The organism is Paenibacillus oleatilyticus, assembly GCF_018998565.1.
GTDB classification, from domain to species: domain Bacteria; phylum Bacillota; class Bacilli; order Paenibacillales; family NBRC-103111; genus Paenibacillus_G; species Paenibacillus_G oleatilyticus.
This window is the reverse complement of sequence record NZ_JAHNZO010000016.1, coordinates 143,815-164,106: the sequence shown is the minus strand read 5'-3', so window position 1 is coordinate 164,106 and position 20,292 is coordinate 143,815. Positions and strand designations below refer to the sequence as shown.

Below are 20,292 nucleotides of genomic sequence, written 5' to 3'. Positions count from 1 at the left end.
ATGGAGGCGATTCCATGTTCCAGGTTCAAAAATGGGGTAACAGCTTGGGCATTCGTATCCCGAAGTCCCTCGCCTTAAAGGTAGGACTGGAGGAAGGTTCCGAGGTCGATCTCGACGTGGAGGATGGTCACCTCGTCATTAAGCCAAAGTCGACAACATTGGAAGAGCTCCTTGTCAAGATTACGCCAGATAATCTTCATAAAGAGGTATCCACTGGCGAGCCGCAAGGACGGGAGTCATGGTAACGAATCCGTATGTGCCGGATCGCGGAGACTTGGTGTGGTTACAATTCAACCCACAAGCAGGTCATGAGCAAGCTGGGAAGCGCCCCGCCTTAGTTATTTCACCTGCAGCGTATAACGGAAAGGTTGGGCTATCCCTACTTTGTCCAGTAACCTCCAAGATCAAGGGCTATCCATTTGAGGTCATCATCCCGCAGGATTTGCCCATTGAAGGAGTAATCCTCTCGGATCAGGTGAAAAGTCTCGACTGGCAGTCACGACAGGCCGCTTTCATCTGTAAAGTACCGGGGGAAATACTGTCAGAGGTAATCTCAAAAATGGAATTATTAATTCGCTAACAGATGTTTTGCCTTCCGAGGGTTCTTCGGAAGGCATTTTGGCTTGATCAGCTTTTAACCATCTCAATGAACTTCCGGTGAGCTTTTGACAACCATTTGTTTTTATGGTAGATGATTTGTGCGTAAAACATTAGATTCTCACATGCGGATTCTATCACTTTCATTTTTTTGTCGCGCAGCAGCGTTTCCACACTGATGGAAGGCATTAAGCTAATCCCTAACCCGCTTACAACACACTCTTTCATCGTTTCCATGCTGTTAAATTCCAAGTAATTACACGTATCTATTCTTTTCTGAATCAAGTATTCCTCAAAAAATCGCCTTAACGCACAATTTTTCTCACTAAAAATGATACACTCGCCACTTGATTCTTCGATAGTCTTTATGGAATGATTACTTTCTCCTACAAAGACTAACGGTTCTTCCGAGTAAATTTCGGTGATGAGCTGCGGATCGCATACCTGCGGTTCTAAGGTGATGGCAACGTCTAGCTCTCCGGAGTGGAGTCTCTGTCGTAAGGCGGAACAATGATCGTTGATAAGAGAGATGGTAACCTCAGGGTAATTCTTTTTATACTTGGATAGCACGGGCCCTAGTTTGTATGCGGTTAAGGTTGCTGATGCGCCAATGCGGAGTTGGCCTTTGACCGTAGAGTCATCGGATGAAATTTGTTTTATTTTGGAATACGCGGTTAGCAATTCTACTACATAATGATATAGTTCCTGCCCAACCATGGTGAGTTTAATTTGTTTTCCTAATCGGTCAAACAAAGGAACCCCGATTTCATGCTCGATTTGCTGAATATGAGAAGTAATCGTGGCCTGTGAGTACTGAAGAGCATGAGCTGCTTTGGTAAAGCTACTCAATTCCGCAACGGCTTTAAAGGATTGAAACTGACGGATGTCGATTTTTATTCCCCCCAAAGATGTGTATGTTATCAGAAATTCTAAATATAAAGATTAGTTATTTCAATTTTACTAATGATTCATTGTATCATATGATTCTTACAAAAGGAGATGAATCATATGAAAAAAGTATGTTTACTTTTACCGAATGGCTTTGAAGCCGTGGAAGCAAGCGTGTTTACAGATGTGATCGGATGGAATAAAGACGAGGGGGATGGTTCAACGCAGCTTGTTACCGTCGGAACTCGAAACGAATTAAAATGTACCTGGAATTTTACCGTCATCCCCGAAAAGGTCATCTCGGAGGTAACCGTCCAGGAATTCGATGCGCTGGCCTTGCCTGGCGGTTTTGAAGAGGCTGGATTTTACGAGGATGCCTTTCGTCCCGATGTCCTTGAATTTATACGTGAATTCGACCGGCAGGGAAAAATCATTGCCTCGATTTGTGTCGGGGCATTACCGCTTGGCAAAAGCGGCATTCTGCAAGGCAGACAGGCGACGACCTACAATCTGAACAACCGCAAGCGGCAGCTGCAGCTGGAAGCCATGGGCGCTCACGTCATTCCGGACCAGCCCGTTGTAAGAGACGGAAATGTCATTACTTCTTTTAATCCATCGACCGCATTCGCTGTAGCCTTCGACCTTCTTGAATCTCTTACTTCGACGGAAAATACCAACAACGTGAAAAGGCTCATGGGATTCCTCGCCTAACTTCAGATCGTATGCCGCAAGAAAAGACCCCGAGCTTAGCTAAAGCTCGGGGTTGTGATATTTTTATTTAATGGACGCTTCGTAAATGGCCTGAACGGATTTGGACAGTACCGCGTTGAATTCCTCGTCGGTTTGTCCGGCGGTGAGGTCCTGAGACAAAGCTCGCGAGAAGCTCGCGATCAATCCGTGATTTTGTGCCAGCTTTTCGTTGGCTTCCGCTTGCGAGTAGCCGCCGGACAACGCCACGATCCGTACGACGTGCGGGTCCTTCATCAGATCGCTGTAGAAGTTGTTTTCCGTCGGTATGGAAAGCTTAAGCATGATCTTCGCGTCTTTGTCGAGGGCAGATAACTGAGCGGAAATTTCGTCTTTCAACAGTTTTTCCGATGCTGCTTTATCCGCGCTGTAAATATCCACTTCCGGCTCGATGATCGGAACCAGTCCCATGTCAACGATTTGCTTCCCGATGGCAAACTGCTGCTCGACGACTTTTTTGATTCCGGCCGGGTTGGCTTCTTTAATCAGCGAGCGCATTTTCGTCCCGAAAATGTTTCGTTCCACCGCCCGTTTCAGCAGGTCGTTTAAATCCGGCATCGGTTTCATGAGCTGAACCCCGTCTTCCAGATCGGCGAGTCCTTTGTCGACTTTCAGAAAAGGCACGATTCCTTTCTTCTCCCACAGATAATCGGCCGTCAATTGGCCGTCAATGGAGCGGTCCATCGTGTTCTCAAATAAGATCGCGCCCAAAATGTAACGGGAATCAAACGCAGGGCTTTTAATAATGCGCGTTCTCATTTCATGAACCAGTGCATACATCTCTTCTTCGTTGGAATAGCTCGATTCTTGAACGCCGTACTGGGCCAGCGCTTTAGGGGTGCTGCCGCCGCTTTGGTCCAAGGCCGCGATAAAGCCTTTTCCGGTATGGATTCTCTCCAATTGTTTTGTATTCATGAATGCTTCTCCTTCCTTATTGTGGAACTGAATAACATCTTGAATTCTTTTATTATAGCACTTTTAGTTGCAAACATACATTGATGAAGATCACCGGGATTGTAAAGGGAGGCAAAAGGGAAATACAGTGAAACTGTCGAACATAATATGAAACGTAAGCGCCGCCATTGACTTCGTAGAAACGGTGATAATGATGTCTATCCCAATTGTGTCCACCAAGCTGTACATCCCTCCTCCCCGGGCAAAAGCTGTCTCCCGTCCCCGCCTGATTGAGCGTCTGGATCAGGGGATGCACCGCAAGTTGACCCTCATCTCCGCTTCGGCTGGGTGTGGTAAAACCACGCTTGTTAGCGAATGGCTCGCCGGTTGCCTGCAGCCGGCCGCGTGGCTGTCACTGGAAGAGGCGGATCGCGATCCGGCGCGTTTTCTGACTTACCTCTTCGCGGCTTTGCAGACGATCGGGATTCGTAGTGGAGAGGGCGTGATGGGTATGCTCCAAGCCCCTGGCCCTCTGCCGATGGAGACGATTTTGACAGCGGTACTCAATAAAATCACCGCCATTCCGGACCGTTTCATTCTCGTCCTTGACGATTACCATGTGATAGATTCCAGACTGATTGACGATGCCATCGGCTTTCTGCTTGAGCGCATGCCGGCACAAATGCATCTGGTCATCATCACCCGTGAGGACCCCGATCTGTCCTTGGCCCGTCTGCGCGTGCGGGACCAATTGACCGAATTGCGTACCGCTGACTTGCGGTTTACATCCTCCGAAGCGGCGGAATTTCTGGGCCAAGTGATGGGTCTCCGCCTTTCACAGGAAGACGTCGCCGTGCTTGAATCCCGTACGGAAGGCTGGATTGCCGGTCTGCAATTAGCCGCGCTTTCCATGCAGGGACACCCTAAAGACGCAGCCAGCATGATCCGATCCTTTACCGGCAGCCATCATTTCGTGCTGGACTATCTGGTGGAAGAAGTGCTGCAGCAGCAATCCGCAAGCATGCAGGCTTTTTTGCTGCGTACGTCCATTCTCGACCGGTTGTGCGGCCCGCTGTGCGATGCCGTTCTCCGCGGGGGAACCGACGAGCTTCTCTCCGGACAAGAAACCTTGCAATATCTCGAACGCGCCAACCTGTTCATCGTTCCCTTGGACAATGAGAGGCGCTGGTACCGTTATCACCATCTGTTTGCGGATTTGCTGCGTCAGCGGTTGTACCAAACTACCGGCGGTTCGTCCAAAGGGGAAGCGAAGCGGGACGTGGAGGAGCTGCATCTGCGTGCCAGCGAGTGGTACGAAGACCATGGCCTGGAGCTTGAAGCTTTTCACCATGCGGCGGCCGCCCATGATGTTGAACGCGCCGTACGTCTGATCGAGGGGGAAGGGATGCCTTTGCTCTTCCGCGGCGCGATAGCTCCTGTCCTGAATTGGCTGGATTCGATGCCGAAGGAGGAGCTGGACGCGAGGCCCGTGTTAAGCGTCATGCATGCCTCTGCCTTGCTCATGGCCGGTCAACCGGCCGACGTTGAACGGAAGCTGCAGGCTGCTGAAAAAGGGCTTCAAGGTGCCGCGCAGGACGACAATAAGACCCGGGATCTAAAAGGGCATATCGCCGCTATACGTGCCACGCTTGCTGTCAACACGCACCAGGCCGACGCTATCATTGCCGAGTCGCGGCGCGCCTTGGAATATTTGCACCCGGACAACCTGCCTGTCCGTACAGCAACGACATGGACGCTGGGATATGCTTACCAGCTCCAGGGGGATCGTGCGGCGGCAAGCCAAGCCTATACCGAAGCTTTGTCGATCAGCCGGACGATCGGTCATTATATGATCACGATGATGGCTACACTCGGCCTGGGGAGCATCCAGGAAATGGACAATCGGCTGTATGTGGCGGCTGAGACGTATCGGCACGCTTTGCACTTGGCCGGCGATCCGCCTCTCCCGGTTGTATGCGAAGCGCATCTGGGCCTGGCCCGTATTTTTTACGAATGGAACGATCTGGAGACCGCGATGCACCACGGGCAGCAAGCTGTCCGACTGACGCAGCAGCTGCAGCAGACGGACAGAGTCGTTGCAGGCGAGGTAGTTCTCGCCCGACTGAAGCTTGCACGGGGAGAGGTGACCGAAGCGGCCGCTTGTTTAGCGAAGGCCGAGCATATCGCCCGCCGGCAAAATTTCGTGAAGCAGACGCCTCATATCGTTGCCGCGCAGGTGCTTGTTTTGCTTCATCAGGGCCTGGTGGCTGCTGCTGCCCATCTGGCGCAGAAGCACGAGCTTCCCCTCAGCCAGGCGCGGGTTCATCTGGCACAGGGAGAGGCGTCCGCGGCACTGGCGCTGCTGCAGCCGCTGCGAGAGCAGGCAGAGGCTAAGGGATGGGAGGATGAGCGGCTCAAAATCACGGTTCTGCAAGCCGTCGTTCTGCATGCGCAAGGCGAAAAGCGCAAAGCCGTGCAAGCGCTTGTTGAAGCCCTGACCATAGCCCAGTCCGGTGGTTGTATTCGGACCTTTGTCGACGAAGGCATTCCGATGAGAAGGCTGCTGAGTGAAGCCGTTACTCTTGAGACGATACCGGATTATGCGGGTAAGCTGCTGGATGAATTTGAAGCGGAGCGATTGAACGGTGAAAGCAAACCCGCTCCGCGCCAGGTCCGGCCAGACAAGTCCCTGATCGAGCCCTTGAGCGTGCGGGAGTTGGAAATTTTGCAGCTCGTCGCCCAAGGACTCTCGAATCATGAGATTAGCGAGCGGCTTTTCCTCGCGTTAAGTACGGTGAAAGGGTATAACCGGAACATCTTCGACAAGCTGCAGGTCAAGCGGCGTACCGAAGCGGTGGCGCGCGCCCGCGAGCTGGGGCTGTTGTAGGTCAGCGTGAAGCAATGCCCGAATCCATACTTTAGTAGCTATATATCCAAACCGTGTTCGAAGACGGATTGCTGGCCTTGAAGCCGGACAATGTGACTTATGAGGAAGCGGCTGCCGTTTCTTTTGGGGGAACTACGGCATTGCATTTTCTGAGAAAAGGAAAGATTCAGAGTGCACGGAAAGTTCTTGTCTATGGAGCTTCGGGGGCGGTAGGCACCGCTGCGGTACAGCTTGCAAACTATTTTGGTGCTGAGGTCACCGGGGTATACAGTACCGCCAATTTGGAACTGGTAAAATCTCTCGGAGCCGACAAGGTCGTCGATTACACGAAAGAGGATTTTGCGAAAAGAGGAGAGCTTTACGACATTATCTTCGATGCAATAGGGAAACATTCGAAATCGAATTGCAAGAATGCGATGGCTCCGAACGGGCAATATGTCTCTGTCGCAGGGCAGGGAGTAGCAAAGGTCCGGACGGAAGATTTATTGCTCCTCAAAGAGCTGATGGAAAAGGGAGTGCTAAAGCCGGTCATAGATCGGCTCTACTCGTTCGAACAAATGGCCGACGCTCACAGGTATGTCGAAACAGGGCATAAAAAGGGGTGCGTAGCCATCATGGTGGGGCATGATCGTGAATTGTGATGAAGCCATATAAAAGGAGAGTGACAAACGATGGCCGAAAACGAACTTCTGACACGGCAGCATGAGCTGCAGATCGAAGCGAGCGCTGTGGCGAAGGAATTGAAAATCGACGAATTGCTATCTTCGGCGGGCCAGCCGGTGCGAGTCGGCAGTGCTGCTCTCGGGCTGATGGTCTGGAGAGATTTGGATATTACCGTGGTGTGCTCCAAGCTTAACATCAATGTAGTAACTCGGATCGCTTCCGAACTGATGGTCAGTAAGGGGGTACGAGAGGTCCGGTTCCTGAATGACTCCGGCGTCTGGAATACGGATCCCGGCTATCCGGACGGGCTATACCTTGGATTAAAGTATAAAGCGCTGAGCGGGATGGATTGGAAGCTCGATATCTGGTTCGTCGACGAACCGGATAACCAACCGGATCTTAGGCATATCCGGACCATGCCCGACCGGCTCACCCCGGAGCTGCGGGAATCGATTCTGACCATCAAAAATAGCTGGGCCACGCGAGCTGAATACGGGAAAGAAGTGAAAAGCTATGACATTTATACGGCCGTATTGGACGATAACGTGCGGACAACGCTTCAATTTCAGGAATGGTTAAACAACAAAAATGAAATACGGTGAACTTTCGTTATAATCGATTTTGCAATTGCTATCAAGGCCGGATTTCTTTTATAATGGCGGATGAATGGAGGCGGTTGAAATGGCAAAGTATTTTGCCGGAACAAGAAGCAGCTCATGCAAAGCCTAACATTAGGGCGATACTTTGCATGGGCCGGACGGTTATTTCGTTAACCTTGTCGCCCGAGAAAGCTTGGATCGTTTCTAATCATGGGCTTTGCACCTATTTTTGTTTTCATCAAAAATAAGGGGCTGAAAGCTAATGGTCAAACCATTCCCATTCATTAGAAACCATCAATATAATTTCATCAAAAAGCAGATCGATCTGCTGGAGCGTGCCTGCCATTCCGTTACCGATCCGAAAGTGGTGGAATCGGTAAGATATAGCGTTCACTTCAATATTATGGAGGCATTCCCGGATGCCACCGAGCTTCAAAGGCAAGTGTTGGAAAACATTTCCTCTTTGCGTGCGGAGGTAGAGTTCCGGGATTACTTGCATTCGTTGGATCCTTATTTGGTGCAGTTTCCGGAAGTGACGGGAAAACAGCTTGCCAAGCTGTTCCCCAAAAACAAAAAGCTGAAGCTTCCCGATTTAACCGCGATCGATTACCGCTATGTCACTTATCTTGGCTGGGTGGACATCGCGACAAATAAATTGTTCATCGTGTACCGTCTGGACGGGCAGCTCGTCGGCATCGAAGGAAGATATATCCCGACGAATAAAAGCGTATGCTTTTTGTGCAACCGGCATGCGGAAGTTGCGTTGTTTACGGCGGTCACCAGATCGAAGCCGGCGAACGCTTCGCCCGATTACTATAAGGCGATCGGCAATTACTTGTGTGTGGACAGCAAGGTTTGCAACAAGAACATTACGGATGTCACCGTGCTTGAAAAGTTCGTTCGAGAGGTGGTGGGAACCCATGAATCGTAATTGGGTTCTCGTATCCATTCTCATCGTCATGTTCTTGAGCGCGATGGAAGCGACGATCGTCACTACGGCGATGAAATCCATCGTCGACGATTTGAAGGGCATGGAACTGATGAACATGACGTACTCCGTTTACCTGCTCATCACGGCCGTCACCACGCCGATTTACGGCAAGCTCGCCGATCTGTACGGCCGCAAGCGTATTCTCATGATCGGCATCGCCGTATTTTTGCTCGGCTCCGTCCTCTGCGGGGTGGCGGCGACGATGCTGCAGCTTGTCATCTTCCGGGCCGTGCAGGCGCTGGGCGCCGGGGCGATCTTTCCGGTCACGATGACCATCATCGGCGACATCTATACGCCGGAGGAACAGACCCGGCTGCAGGGGATTTTTAGCAGCGTCTGGGCGTTGTCCAGCATCGTCGGCCCACTGATCGGAGGGTTGATCGTCCAATTCGCCGATTGGCGATGGATTTTCTTCCTCAACCTGCCGCTCGGTCTGGCGTCGCTGCTGCTGCTGTCGTTTGCGTTCAAGGAAATGTTCCGGCCGGTGGGCAGATCCATCGATTGGACCGGGGCAATCTCGTTCCTGACGAGCATCTCGTCGCTGCTCATCGTGCTGCTGTTCAGGGGAGAGAGCGGCTTCCTTTCGCCGGTCAATCTGCTATTCGCAGCTTCGTTCGTACTGTTTGGCATCATTTTTGTGGCGGTCGAGCGGCGCGTATCCGAGCCGTTCATACCGCTGGAGCTGTTTCGGAACAGGGCTATCCTCATTCCGAACCTGTTCAGCTTTCTTGCGTACGCCTTTCCTATTGCGACAACGGTCTATTTCCCGCTCTGGCTGCAATCGCTCAAGCATCAGTCGCCGATCGTATCGGGCTTCGCGGTTGCCATCGCGACGGTCGGATGGCCGCTCGGCGCCACAGCCGCGGGCAAGCTCATACGACGGTTTCCGCCCAAGCGGGTTGCCGTCCTCGGAGCAGGCCTGCTCGTCTTCAGTGGTCTGATGCTGGCAGCGATCGCGACGGCAACACCGGTGCCGATGTTCTTCGTCATCATGCTTCTGGCGGGTTTCGGCCTCGGTGTTAGCCGAACCGTGCTCATGGTTCTGATGCAGAACGCGGTCGAGAACCGACAGCGCGGCATCGCGATGTCGACGAGCGCACTCATGAATATGCTTGGTCAGACGGTGTTTATCGCGATTTTCGGCGTCGTGTTCAATGCATTCGTGTCCACTGGCGAAACCGCGGATCTGGCGCACGGCATCCACATCGTCTTCGTCTGCGTCTCCGCTGTTATGGTGCTGGCTTTTCTGGTCTCGCTGGGGCTTCCGGGCATTTCCAACCGGGAGCTGTTCGGCAACGGAAAAGGCGCTGCGGTGCAAAAGAAGACGTAAGCAGATAAAAAAAGGCAGTTTCCGGGGCGTTCTCATCCCTGAGCTGCCTTTTTTGCTTTTGATCAAATTAACCATTTTGCGGATTGACATCGGCGGGGTTGGAAAATATAATGGTCATAGCAACTATAATCATGTCGACTATGATGGAGGCTGCCATTGGAATTAGAAAAGTATATCGGCGTTATCGTACATCGCGCGGATTTGAAGCTTAACAATTATTATCAAAAGGTCGTTAACCCTTTCGATATTACTGTGGATCAATGGGAGATATTGGTCATTCTCTGGGAAAAGGAGGGGATCACCCAAAAAGAGCTTGCGGAAAGGCTGTATAAAGATCAGACGAACATTGCCCGGATGCTGTTCAAGCTGGAAAAGAAGGGCTTCGTTCATCGCGTAACCCATGAGACGGACCGCAGATCGCTGCGGGTATATTTAACGCCGAAAGGCAGAGAAATCAAAGAGGAGATACTCGCTCCGTCGATCGAAGCTTATAAGAAAACGGTCGAAGGTTTGTCCGAGGAGGAAGTCGAGACCTTTAGAAGAATACTTGCCGTTATGTATAATAACGTGAAGGATTTATAGAGATTTGCCCGTTTTCCTGTTTTGCGTTTTTTTTAATCATATAGTTGCTATAGCAACTATAGACAAGACTATTTTCGGTTTCTTCAATGCAGCCCAGGCGTTAACAGTTATATTTTTTTTATATCTTATACTTGCTAAAGCAACTAATGTTCTAGCAAGTAAATAGGGGATGAGAGAATGGAAACAGGTGAGAGCAAGGCAACTATTTTTGACTCGCGTTATCGGGCGTTGACCATCGGTATCATTTTGGCTGTGACTACCGTAGCGTTCGAAGGCCTGGCGATTACGACCATTGCGCCGGATTTGGCGCAGCATTTGAACGGCATTTCGTTATACGGCTGGATCTTCAGCGCATTTCTGTTGACGCAAATCTTGGGCACGATGGTCATCGGCCAGCAAATCGGCAAAATCGGCGTGTATCGCTCATTTTCTTTGTCTATCGTTATTTTTGTAGCCGGTATTTTGGTTGCCGCCACCTCCGTGAATATGCCGATGTTAATCGCGGGGAGAGCGTTTCAAGGCTTTGGCGCAGGCGCTATTGTCACATGCGTTTACTACAGCATTACTTTAAGCTATCCCGATGCGCTCCGGACGAAAATTTTGGCCGCATTTTCCAGCGCCTATATTTTACCAGCGTTGATCGGTCCGTATATTGCCGGACTGCTGGCCGAATATGTCTCATGGCGATTCGTGTTCTGGCTAGTATTGCCCTTGATCGCATTGGCCGTATTGCTGACGCTTCCTTCCTTTCGCAAGCTTCAAACGGCTAGCGCTCCGGTTCAGAGAAGCGGCCGCAAGGAAGGATACGCTGTATTGCTGACGGTAGGCACAGGGCTGCTGCTGAGCGGGCTGGGCTTTGTCTCCGATTGGAAGGGTATTGCGCTTGCGCTTATCGGGTTGATCGTCATGGTCCGCCCTCTGCAGAAACTGCTCCCCGCGGGCACGTTCTCCGTCAAAAAAGGGCTGCCTGCCACCATTGTTTCAAGAGGGCTGTATGTTGCGTGCTATGTTGCTACCGAGAGCTATGTCGTCTTGGCGCTGACGGAGGTTAAAGGCTTGCCCGCAGACCTTGCCGGACTAATCGTCGCCGCAGGGGCGTTAAGCTGGTCCACCGCAGCTTGGCTGCAATCCAAACTGGATGAAAAGGATAGCGGACGCGGCAGAAAAAAACGGATTATAACGGGTATTGGCTTAATGATCGTCGGCGTATCGCTGGTCATCACGGCTGTAGGACTGGAGAGCGGGGGAATTGGCTTTGCTGTCATCTCGCAAATTTTTACCGGCTTCGGCATTGGGTTAGCCAATCCGACGACAGGTGCTATTGCGCTGCAGCATGCCCGCTCAGGCGAGGAAGGCGAGATTTCTTCGTATCTTCAATTCGTCGACGCTTTTTGCCCGGGAGTGAGCATCGGAATCGGCGGGGCGTTAATCGCGGTAAGCGAGCATTTTAGCCAAGGCATCTTTATGGGGATCATGCTGGCCTTAGTGACTCAGCTGCTCTTCATCGTCCTGAGCTTTCTCATATCTTTCCGGATTGCCAAGAGAGCCGGTTAACCTTCCACAAACAGCTTCTTGGTCAGCATGGAGGCTAAATGATCGACAGACATCGCTTGAATGCCAATCAGAGGCGCGATCTGGCTCCAAATCGAAGAGCCGTGGTTCGATAAAATAACAAGCCCCATCTCTTTTTCGCGGTTAAAAGTGATAAAGGAACTCGATCCATACGTTCCTCCGTTGTGCCAATGCGTAGTCGTGCCGTCCTTTTCTTTGTACCTCATCCAACCGAAACCGATTCCGATCCCTCGGCCCGGCATTATGGCATAATGCTCCTCCAAGCATTCCGCAATCGCCGGGCCGAGGGGAGCATCGAAATGGCTTAAATGCGCATCCAAATAGTTAAGCATATCGGTTATCGTCGAACGGACCGCTCCGGCGCCCCCCAGCGTATCAAGGAAGTCCCAATGCTGCATGGGCTTGCCTTTGGAATTGAACACGGGAAGAAGCTGTCCGGCCGGCTGCCGGCTCATGCCTGTTCCGGAATCCGTCATGCCAAGAGGATTAAATATATGTCCGGCCAGCGCTTCATTCAAGCTCATGCCCAACCGTCTGGAAAGCAGCCAGCCAAGTAAGCCGAAGCCGTAATTGGAATAGCGGTGCTTGCTGTTCCTCCTGGGACTCTCCGACAAAACAGCCTCGATTAAGCGGGCATCGTCATAATTCGCGTAAGGATTTAACCGATCGGTGATGGCGGCTCTAAAATTCCCGGGTACGTCAGGCAGGCCGGCGGTGTGCGTAACAAGGTCCAACAGCGTGGTTTGATTGGCAAATGAGCTGGAAGACCATTCCGGAACGAAAGCCGAGAGCCGATCGGAACGGCTCCACATCCCCTTCTGTTCTCCTATTGCGAGTAATAGACCGATCAAGGTTTTGGTAATCGAGCCGATCTCATAAATCGACTTTGTGCAGTCAACTTCCTCGGATTGTTGCCCAGCCCATATCGTTCGTGCGGATTTCCGGATGAAACCGACCGCTAAACGATGTGTCGGGAGGTTCGCCCATCGGTGAATGCGTTTCTGAGACATGATATTTGCCATAACGTTATCCAATCCAACTCACCTCGATTTGCGATTTTTATATATGATATTATTATGATATCATTATTAGAAGTAATTTACAATTAACGCATAAAAAATAAACGTCATCCTTTCCGGGCGGCGTTTTTTGAATTTTTTCCATCCTTTCGATATACTGAAATTCTGTAAAGAAGAGGAAACGATTGGAAGGATCGATGTCTGTGAACGACAAGGAGAATTCATATGATAAATAAAGTGATAGCGAGATCCATAGGGAGCGCAATCCTCGCCCTCGTCATGCTTTCGATGATCGGATGCGGCGCTAATATTCCATCTTCGGCGTTAAACGATAACGTTCAGCATGCGCCTTCGGGAAATAAGCCTGAAGAAGTGAAACCGGCCACAGCTTCTTCACCATTGGAATCGTGGGTCGGGGAGTACGAATTTTCGGAATACGCCCCTCCGGATCAAAATAGGTTTTATCAAATTAAGATATTTAAAGAGGATAAAAGCTACTACGCGACAATAGACATCGATGGCTTTCAAACGATGGAACGACTTCAGGCGAAAGTGGAGGGAGACGGCAAAGCGATAAAAATCATTTTTGACAAGTATTTGCCCGATAACTTATGGGAGCCCTATAGTCCCGGAGACGTCTTATTGCGTCTGGAAAAAACGGATTCGGCTTTGAACACATTTTGGGAGAAAATCCAACCCATGCTCAAGGATGACGGCGAATCCGGCAAGACTTACTTTGAGGCGGCGGCTCGCTCAAGCTGAACACGGGGCGGCAATAAAACCATGGCCGGGTGACACTTGTCTATTGCGCCGCATCCTCCCCGGATTGGCGAATAATTCGTACGAGATTTGCAGCAGCGGCGGACAAAGGCTCGTTTTTGCGGGTACAGATGGCAATTGTATTTTGCAGCCGGACACCCTCAACGTAAACCCGGCATAGCTCGCCGCGCTGCACATATTCCCGCACGACCAGCGAAGAAACGAAATTGGCGCCATAGCCGGCAATAACGGCCATGATCGCTTCATGCAATCCGTTGAATTGCAGCGTGATTCGGGGTTTAGATACGCTGTAGGTCCGGCATAAAGCCAGCAGCCTTTCCCGTGTCGAGCTTCCTTCCTCCCGCATAACGAAAGGCTCCTTCATCATTTCGCCCAGCGAAACTTGCCGATTCGCATATTTGTGATTCGGCGCTACCACGAACCACAGCTCGTCGCGAAACAGCTCTTCCGTTTGAATCGCATCGGGGTATTCTTCCGCCAGTCCTCCATAAACCGCAAGATCCACTTCCATCTGTAAAAGCTGCTTGAGCGCATCGCTCGAATTGGTCGTTGTAATCGTCATTTCTACTTGTTCGTACTGCTGTTTAAACTTCGCGATCCAGGCGGGGATCAAAAACTGGGCCGGCAAATAAGTCGCAGCCAATCGAATATGTCCGTTCGTGCCGTTGAGGTATTCGTGACAAAACTGATCGATTTGCTGTTCCACCGCAAACAGCCTTTTTGCGAGCAGCGCCATTTTTTCACCGGCATCCGTCAGGGCAATTCCTCTCCCACTAGGCTTGAATAAAGGAATGGAAAGCTCCTTCTCAAATTTTTTGATCTGAGCCGTAATGGCCGGTTGGCTAATATTCAACAGTTCGGAGGCACGGGTTACATTTCCGGTGGAAGCGATCGTATGAAATAGTCGCAGGGCATGAAGATTCATGGCAAGTCTCCTTAGTTCTATATACAAAATATATGGAATCTTCAAAACAATATATTATATTTATGATTTTGAATCAATTAAAATCAAGGTGGAAGTCAAAATCAAAACAAGGAGCTGGGATAACATGAATGCATTGGACATGTGGAGCCGGGTCGACCAGTATATAACGGAGAAGCTCATACCTCACGACACCGTGCTGGAGCAGGCTTTGTCCGCAAACCGGCAAGCGGGCCTACCGCCGTATGACGTATCTGCAGCCCAAGGAAAGCTGCTGCAATTATTTGTCCGGATGCAAAACGCCAAGCGTATTCTTGAAATCGGGACGTTGGGAGGCTACAGCACCATTTGGATGGCAAGGGCGCTGCCGGCTGACGGACGTCTCGTTACCCTGGAGCTCGATCCGCGGCATGCGGAGGTAGCGCAGGCGAATGTATCCCTTGCTCAGGTGGCGGGCGTTGTGGAAATCCGGGTAGGGGACGCGCTTGAGCAGTTGGCCAAGCTGGAAGAGGAAGGAGCCGCGCCTTTTGATCTCGTATTCATTGATGCGGATAAGCCGAATAACCCCGGATATTTGAAATGGGCGCTTCGCTTTTCCCGCCCCGGGACAATCATTATTGGGGACAATGTCATCCGCGGCGGCGAGATTATGAACGAAGCCAGCACAGATCCCCGTGTCAATGGAGTCAGGGAATTTTATGATCTGCTGGCGCAAGAAGCCCGGATATCCGCTACGGCGATTCAGACCGTAGGCAGTAAGGGATACGATGGGTTCGTCTTAGGCGTCGTGAACGGATAATTCGGCGAAAGCCATGCGCGAGGCAGAACAGCAATCCGCAAGAAACCGCATCCCCTTTTGTATGCTAAGATGGAGCTGTAAGGTCAGGCGAGAGGACATTCATTCCAATCGAGTGCAAAAGGAGCGATTTCGTTGCAAAAAATTACCCCTTTCTTGTGGTTTGACGGCAAAGCCGAAGAAGCGATGAATTTTTATACTTCCATTTTTGCAGATTCGAAAATTGAGAGCGTCACCCGCTACGGAGAAGGCGGACGTGGTCCGAAGGGAACGGTCATGTCAGGAACGTTCCAGCTTAACGGGCAATCGTTTATGGCCTTAAACGGCGGACCGCAGTTTAGCTTTTCCCCGGCCGTCTCGTTCTTCGTGAACTGCGAGACGCAGGAGGAAATCGACGAGCTGTGGGAGAAGCTCTCCGAAGGCGGGGAGCCAGGAAGATGCGGCTGGCTCACGGACAAGTTTGGGCTTTCGTGGCAGATCGTTCCCATGATTTTGGGCGAGCTGCTGCAGGACAAGGATGCCGAGAAATCGGCGAGGGTGATGCAGGCCATGCTTCGGATGGATAAACTGGACATCGAAGCTTTAAAGCGGGCTTATGAAGGAACGCCCGACTAACGCGCCATTCCGGGCCGTACTCTCTTGAGAAGAGGGGTACGGCCTTCTTTTTATTTTTATCGTCAGGCGGGCTTGACCGAAATCTTCCTCCCCCTCGTGAAGTTGACCAAGGCAGCCGCCAGTCCGATCACCAAGATGAAGCTTGCGGCCCAAGGGTTATACTGGAGGGTGGAAGCGGCGTTGATCATAAATCCCCCTGTCCCGGCTCCTGCCGCCAATCCCAAATGCACGATCGATGTATTCAGGCTAAGAACGAGATTCGACGACTCGGGCGCTTGTTGAATGAAATAGCTTTGGATTGCCGGGCCGTTCGCGAACATGGAAAAGATGATGACGGCCAGCAGCGCCAACCCGATCCCGGGCACATCCGAAACGAAAGGCAGCACAGCCAGCGCTGCGATATGAACGGCAATGCTGAACGTAATGACCCGGGCCGCTCCCCATCGATCGACGCCGTAACCGCCCAGACGGGAGCCGATAGCGCCGATGATGCCGAAAGCCAGCATAATGATGCTAATGTTCGAGGCTTGGACATGAAGGATGCCTTGAAGATACGGCGTCAAATAAGTAAACACAATCGAATTTCCCGACTCCCGGAAAAACGTGAGCAGCAGCCCGCTTATGACAACGACGCTTCCCAGCACTTTGAACTGCTGCCGGAATGAAACCGGTTCATCCCCTTCGATATCCGGGAGAAGACGCCAGATGACGATGGTAATTCCTAAGCTGAACAAGCCCAGAATCAGGAAGATGGATTGCCAATTCAGCCAATTCGTTATGGCGATGCCGATTGGGACGCCCAGGATCATGGCGCTGCTAAAGCCTAGAATGATGGTGCCGATGGCGCTGCCCAATTTCTCACGGGGAACCAGTTTGGCGGCCATGCCCAGCGCTACGACAAGATAGACGCCTGCGCTTACTCCTAATATGACGCGGGAGGCCATCAGGATGACGATGTTCGAGCTCCCGAACGATATCAAGCAGCCCACAATAAAAAGCGCCAGCGAGCCTAGCAATACTTTTCTGCGTCCCAAGCGGGCAGTGACGGATACGACAACCGGGGTGCCAATGGCGAAGGCAAGGGAGTAAGCGGTAATCAATTGCCCGGCAAGGGCAAGGGAAATGTTTAAATTATCGGCAATGACATTAAGAATGCCGGATACGACCAGCTCGGAGGTTGCCGTTAAAAAGACGCCAAGCGCAAGGGCGTAAATAGAAATGCGATGCATTTTCGAATCATTCCTTTCCGCTGTCCGGGACAGCAGCCGAAATCGGATCATGGCCGGTCACATGCCGATTCGACAGTTGGATTGCGAGATCTCTTGGTTGTATTATAATAAGGGTACGTATTTTACGTAAGAAGGCAAAGTATTTGGACATTATCCAACTGTTTTGACTAACTAAATAAAAGTAAGTAGGTGGAGAGCATGGAGCCTGCAAAGGAAGAGGAGAAAGGGTTCTCGAATATCTGCTCGGTGCTGCAAATTTTGGGGGCGAAATGGGCTTTTCTGGTCATTGCCGAGCTGTCCAAGGGGCCCAAACGGTTCAAGCAGCTTCACCGGGATGTAGCGGTCGTCAGAACGCAATCTTTAACGGATGTGCTGCGGCATTTGGAGAACAGCGGGATTGTCCGCCGCGAAGTTTTTCCTACGGTGCCCGTAACCGTACAATATTCGTTGACGGAAAAAGGATTGGATTTTCAAGCTGCGCTCAAGGAAATGGAGAAGTGGGCCGCCAAGTGGGGGAATATATGAAAAAATATGTTATTGGTTTTATAGCCGGTATCTTAGTTGCTTCGGTATCGACTTCTTATGCTGCCTTTGAAGAGAAAACGGAAGCCATCATCTCCAAGCTGATGAAGGTCAAAATCAATGGTTACACCGCAGAACTTGAAGAGCCTCCTCTTATTGTGAACGGTAATTCGTATTTGCCTTTGAGGGCGACAGCAGACTTGCTTGGCTATCATGTTAATTATAATGATGAAGAAAAAACCGTGTATCTTGACAATAAGAATCGGGAATATTACGGGGACAAGCAAGTCTATTATTCATTGGATGAAATAAACGATCAGAAAGGAAATCTGGTTGTATTCATTCGCAATCAAGTCTCCGAAATTTTTTATAATGGCGAAAAATATCCGTTCGATCCGATTTTTGATTATTATTTTGACAATATAAGTGAAAAAAATTATTTTTCAGAACAGGCTTTATCCCGCTTAACGCCCAAGATTTATCTTGAAAATTTAAAAAAATATAGAGTTAATCGCGCAGAAAACTTTATTTCCCGCTATTGATTTGAAGGAGTAAAATCTTTCTGTCTTATTTGCCCACATGCTAAGAACCGCGACCCGTTCATCGGGATTCGCGGTTCTTGCACGTTGCGGAAACGCGCAGCTTTTAAGGTTTTGCAAACAAATCCCGTGCGGTTTGGATAAACAGCTTGACAGCGATGGAAGCTTCTTGCAGGGAAGGTACCGCCAGATTAATTTCTCTGTAAGGGTAAGGCGTTAGAGCATGCATTCGAACGTTGGGAGGCAAGGTTGACAGGGCAACCGAGATGTTCGACATGATCGCCACACCGAGCCCTTCTTGGATCATATTCAACGAGGTGTTCACGTTATGGACGATATATTTTACCTGGAGACGGGCCCCGGCTTCCCGGAATCGCTCAAAGATCGGGATTTCATAGCCCCCGTTGCAGATGATCATCGCCTCGGCGCTCAATTCTTGTAAATGAATGGTCGAACGATCTGCCAGAGGATGGTCGTCCCGGATGAACAGAAACATCTCTTCTTTTAGCAAGGGGGTAACTTCAAATTCATCATGCGGCGGAATGAGAAAGGCGACATCGATCATTCTGGAGGCCAGCCGTTCTCTGAGGTCGTCGATGGTGCCTTCGTACAGATCGAATTGAATCCGGGGATATTTCTCCCCGATGACTCTGAAAATTTTGGGAAGAAAATAAGCGGAAGCCGAGGGAAAGGAGCCGATCCGAATGGTCCCGACTTCGAAGCCTTTTTCGGCCATCACTTCCTGCTCCACCTTCTCGAAGCCCTGCAAAATATCCCGGAACACAACCAAGAGGCGTTCGCCGATGTCCGTCAAAATAATCCCGTTTCTGCGGTCGCGGATCAGGAGGGTCACGCCCAATTCGGCTTCCAGCGTGGAGACGGCGCGGCTGACGGCAGGCTGTGTCATATTCAGTTCGTGACCGGCTTTGGTAAAGCTCCCGGTTTCGGCGATTTTGACGAACAGCTGAATTTGGGAATGGGTCATAACACTTATGATATGCTCCTTATAATAAACATTCATTTTATTTATTTCGATAGTTATTGTATCATGAGAAAACATTGACAACAAGGAGTGTTCATCGTGTTGCAGCTCTCACGCTCGCGGGCGGCTTTGTATCTCGTTTTTCTCGTTATCGTCTGGGGAATCAACTGGCCGCTGTCCAAATATACGCTTTCCTTTTCGCCGCCTTTATTATTTGCAGGCTTGAGGACGTGCATCGGGGGATTGATTCTCATCTGCGTCGCCCTGCCTGGCTACAAGAAGCTCAATTGGAAGCAGACGTGGCCCGTTTATGTGATTTCGTCCGTGCTGAATATCATTCTCTTTTACGGCCTTCAGACGATCGGACTGAACTATTTGCCGGCCGGTCTCTTTTCGGCCATCGTTTTCCTGCAGCCCGTGCTGCTGGGGATTTTATCCTGGCTGTGGCTGGGGGAAGAGATGTTCGGCTTGAAATGGATCGGGCTTGTGCTCGGGTTCCTCGGTGTATTCGAGATCAGCGCAAGCAGTCTGGCCGGACATCTGTCCATTACCGGAATCGTGCTCGCTCTCGGCTGCGCGGTGAGCTGGGCCTTGGGCACGCTGTATACGAAGAAAATGTCGGCGCGGGTCGATATGGTCTGGGCCGTGGCGCTTCAACTGATGATCGGCGGCATTTTGCTGTTAGGCTCGGGTTCTGTCCTGGAAAAATGGACGGATATCGTCTGGAACGTTCCGTTCGTATCGAGTCTGCTGTTTATTTCGGTATTCGTTATTGCGCTGGGCTGGCTCGCTTACTTCAAGCTTGTCGGCTCCGGCGAAGCCGGCAAAGTCGGGGCGTTTACGTTTCTGATTCCGCTCATTGCGATTACTTGCAGCGTCCTGTTTCTGGGCGAGCGAATATCGATAAATTTGGTGGCGGGACTCGTGCTCATCGTCGGCAGCATTCTGCTGGTCAATGCAAGGTCGATATTCCTGGTGAAAAAGCCGACAGGATTGCAGAGGTAAAATTCAATCGAAAGATGACCCCCAACGCTTATGTTTGGCCGGAAGGGCTGGCGCGAGCGCGAGGGGTTGTTTTGCGTTCTAAAATGTGCTAAATTAAGCACATTAAAAGCTGTAGCCGGAGGAGGCTGTTCAG

The 20,292-nt window shown here is 50.8% G+C and carries 21 protein-coding genes and 1 pseudogene; 16 read left to right on the top strand and 6 right to left on the bottom strand.

Going from position 1 to position 20,292, the window contains the following annotated elements; genetic code table 11:
• The first annotated feature begins 14 nt into the window (after positions 1-14).
• Both KQX66_RS21045 and mazF read left to right on the top strand, forming a co-directional pair.
• Positions 15-245, top strand: coding sequence for an AbrB/MazE/SpoVT family DNA-binding domain-containing protein (locus tag KQX66_RS21045; protein ID WP_216794766.1), 231 nt, complete (start codon positions 15-17; stop codon positions 243-245).
• On the top strand, positions 239-580 hold the full coding sequence (gene mazF / locus KQX66_RS21040) for an endoribonuclease MazF (RefSeq protein ID WP_216794765.1): 342 nt from the start codon (positions 239-241) through the stop codon (positions 578-580). The genes KQX66_RS21045 and mazF overlap by 7 nt, the downstream gene beginning before the upstream one ends.
• A gap of 47 nt (positions 581-627) precedes the next feature.
• Here mazF and KQX66_RS21035 read toward each other — a convergent pair whose 3' ends face one another.
• Entirely contained in the window at positions 628-1,503 is an 876-nt protein-coding gene (locus tag KQX66_RS21035) for a LysR family transcriptional regulator (RefSeq protein WP_253957309.1), read from the bottom strand.
• Positions 1,504-1,605: 102 nt separating this feature from the next.
• Between KQX66_RS21035 and KQX66_RS21030 the strand changes: the two genes are divergently transcribed.
• A complete protein-coding gene (locus tag KQX66_RS21030; RefSeq protein ID WP_216794764.1) occupies positions 1,606-2,196 on the top strand; it encodes a DJ-1/PfpI family protein in 591 nt (196 codons plus the stop codon).
• Between the two features lie 63 nt (positions 2,197-2,259).
• On the opposite strand, the gene KQX66_RS21025 is transcribed toward KQX66_RS21030, so the two are convergent.
• On the bottom strand, positions 2,260-3,147 hold the full coding sequence (locus KQX66_RS21025; protein ID WP_216794763.1) for a fructose bisphosphate aldolase: 888 nt from the start codon (positions 3,145-3,147) through the stop codon (positions 2,260-2,262).
• A 193-nt stretch (positions 3,148-3,340) separates the two neighbouring features.
• On the opposite strand from KQX66_RS21025, the gene KQX66_RS21020 reads away from it, so the two are divergent.
• The 7 genes and pseudogenes from KQX66_RS21020 to KQX66_RS20990 all read left to right on the top strand — a co-directional run bounded on the left by KQX66_RS21020 (position 3,341) and on the right by KQX66_RS20990 (position 11,732).
• The gene (locus KQX66_RS21020; RefSeq protein ID WP_216794762.1) at positions 3,341-6,013 is read left to right on the top strand and encodes a winged helix-turn-helix domain-containing protein; all 2,673 of its coding nucleotides are present in this window, start codon (positions 3,341-3,343) and stop codon (positions 6,011-6,013) included.
• A 53-nt stretch (positions 6,014-6,066) separates the two neighbouring features.
• Positions 6,067-6,654 (top strand): annotated as a pseudogene (locus KQX66_RS21015) (NAD(P)-dependent alcohol dehydrogenase); the annotation flags it as partial.
• A 30-nt stretch (positions 6,655-6,684) separates the two neighbouring features.
• Positions 6,685-7,278 (top strand): hypothetical protein, encoded by a 594-nt coding sequence (locus tag KQX66_RS21010; RefSeq protein ID WP_216794761.1) that lies wholly within the window; start codon positions 6,685-6,687, stop codon positions 7,276-7,278.
• Positions 7,279-7,537: 259 nt separating this feature from the next.
• Entirely contained in the window at positions 7,538-8,206 is a 669-nt protein-coding gene (locus KQX66_RS21005) for a FusB/FusC family EF-G-binding protein (protein WP_216794760.1), read from the top strand.
• Positions 8,196-9,596: an MDR family MFS transporter gene (locus KQX66_RS21000; protein WP_216794759.1), complete on the top strand. Its 1,401-nt coding sequence runs from the start codon at positions 8,196-8,198 to the stop codon at positions 9,594-9,596. Before KQX66_RS21005 ends, KQX66_RS21000 begins: the two co-directional genes overlap by 11 nt.
• Positions 9,597-9,752: 156 nt before the next feature.
• A complete protein-coding gene (locus KQX66_RS20995) occupies positions 9,753-10,178 on the top strand; it encodes a MarR family winged helix-turn-helix transcriptional regulator (protein ID WP_216794758.1) in 426 nt (141 codons plus the stop codon).
• Between the two features lie 177 nt (positions 10,179-10,355).
• Positions 10,356-11,732 (top strand): MFS transporter, encoded by a 1,377-nt coding sequence (locus KQX66_RS20990; RefSeq protein ID WP_216794757.1) that lies wholly within the window; start codon positions 10,356-10,358, stop codon positions 11,730-11,732.
• Here KQX66_RS20990 and KQX66_RS20985 read toward each other — a convergent pair.
• Entirely contained in the window at positions 11,729-12,760 is a 1,032-nt protein-coding gene (locus KQX66_RS20985; RefSeq protein WP_253957325.1) for a serine hydrolase domain-containing protein, read from the bottom strand. The genes KQX66_RS20990 and KQX66_RS20985 overlap by 4 nt on opposite strands.
• A gap of 234 nt (positions 12,761-12,994) precedes the next feature.
• Here KQX66_RS20985 and KQX66_RS20980 point away from each other — a divergent pair, with 234 nt between their 5' ends.
• A complete protein-coding gene (locus KQX66_RS20980; RefSeq protein WP_216794755.1) occupies positions 12,995-13,531 on the top strand; it encodes a DUF5991 domain-containing protein in 537 nt (178 codons plus the stop codon).
• 40 nt (positions 13,532-13,571) lie between these two features.
• On the opposite strand, the gene KQX66_RS20975 is transcribed toward KQX66_RS20980, so the two are convergent.
• Entirely contained in the window at positions 13,572-14,474 is a 903-nt protein-coding gene (locus KQX66_RS20975; protein ID WP_216794754.1) for a LysR family transcriptional regulator, read from the bottom strand.
• A 124-nt stretch (positions 14,475-14,598) separates the two neighbouring features.
• Between KQX66_RS20975 and KQX66_RS20970 the strand changes: the two genes are divergently transcribed.
• Both KQX66_RS20970 and KQX66_RS20965 read left to right on the top strand, forming a co-directional pair.
• Positions 14,599-15,270 (top strand): O-methyltransferase, encoded by a 672-nt coding sequence (locus KQX66_RS20970; RefSeq protein ID WP_216794753.1) that lies wholly within the window; start codon positions 14,599-14,601, stop codon positions 15,268-15,270.
• 132 nt (positions 15,271-15,402) lie between these two features.
• Positions 15,403-15,882 (top strand): VOC family protein, encoded by a 480-nt coding sequence (locus KQX66_RS20965; RefSeq protein ID WP_216794752.1) that lies wholly within the window; start codon positions 15,403-15,405, stop codon positions 15,880-15,882.
• Between the two features lie 62 nt (positions 15,883-15,944).
• On the opposite strand, the gene KQX66_RS20960 is transcribed toward KQX66_RS20965, so the two are convergent.
• Entirely contained in the window at positions 15,945-17,111 is a 1,167-nt protein-coding gene (locus KQX66_RS20960) for an MFS transporter (protein WP_216794751.1), read from the bottom strand.
• Between the two features lie 198 nt (positions 17,112-17,309).
• On the opposite strand from KQX66_RS20960, the gene KQX66_RS20955 reads away from it, so the two are divergent.
• Together KQX66_RS20955 and KQX66_RS20950 are read left to right on the top strand one after the other, a co-directional pair.
• On the top strand, positions 17,310-17,636 hold the full coding sequence (locus tag KQX66_RS20955; protein ID WP_216794750.1) for a winged helix-turn-helix transcriptional regulator: 327 nt from the start codon (positions 17,310-17,312) through the stop codon (positions 17,634-17,636).
• Positions 17,609-18,175: a stalk domain-containing protein gene (locus KQX66_RS20950; RefSeq protein ID WP_216794749.1), complete on the top strand. Its 567-nt coding sequence runs from the start codon at positions 17,609-17,611 to the stop codon at positions 18,173-18,175. Before KQX66_RS20955 ends, KQX66_RS20950 begins: the two co-directional genes overlap by 28 nt.
• Positions 18,176-18,278: 103 nt before the next feature.
• Here KQX66_RS20950 and KQX66_RS20945 read toward each other — a convergent pair whose 3' ends face one another.
• Positions 18,279-19,157 (bottom strand): LysR family transcriptional regulator, encoded by an 879-nt coding sequence (locus tag KQX66_RS20945; protein ID WP_216794748.1) that lies wholly within the window; start codon positions 19,155-19,157, stop codon positions 18,279-18,281.
• 96 nt (positions 19,158-19,253) lie between these two features.
• Between KQX66_RS20945 and KQX66_RS20940 the strand changes: the two genes are divergently transcribed.
• Entirely contained in the window at positions 19,254-20,159 is a 906-nt protein-coding gene (locus KQX66_RS20940) for a DMT family transporter (protein WP_216794747.1), read from the top strand.
• Positions 20,160-20,292 lie beyond the last annotated feature (133 nt).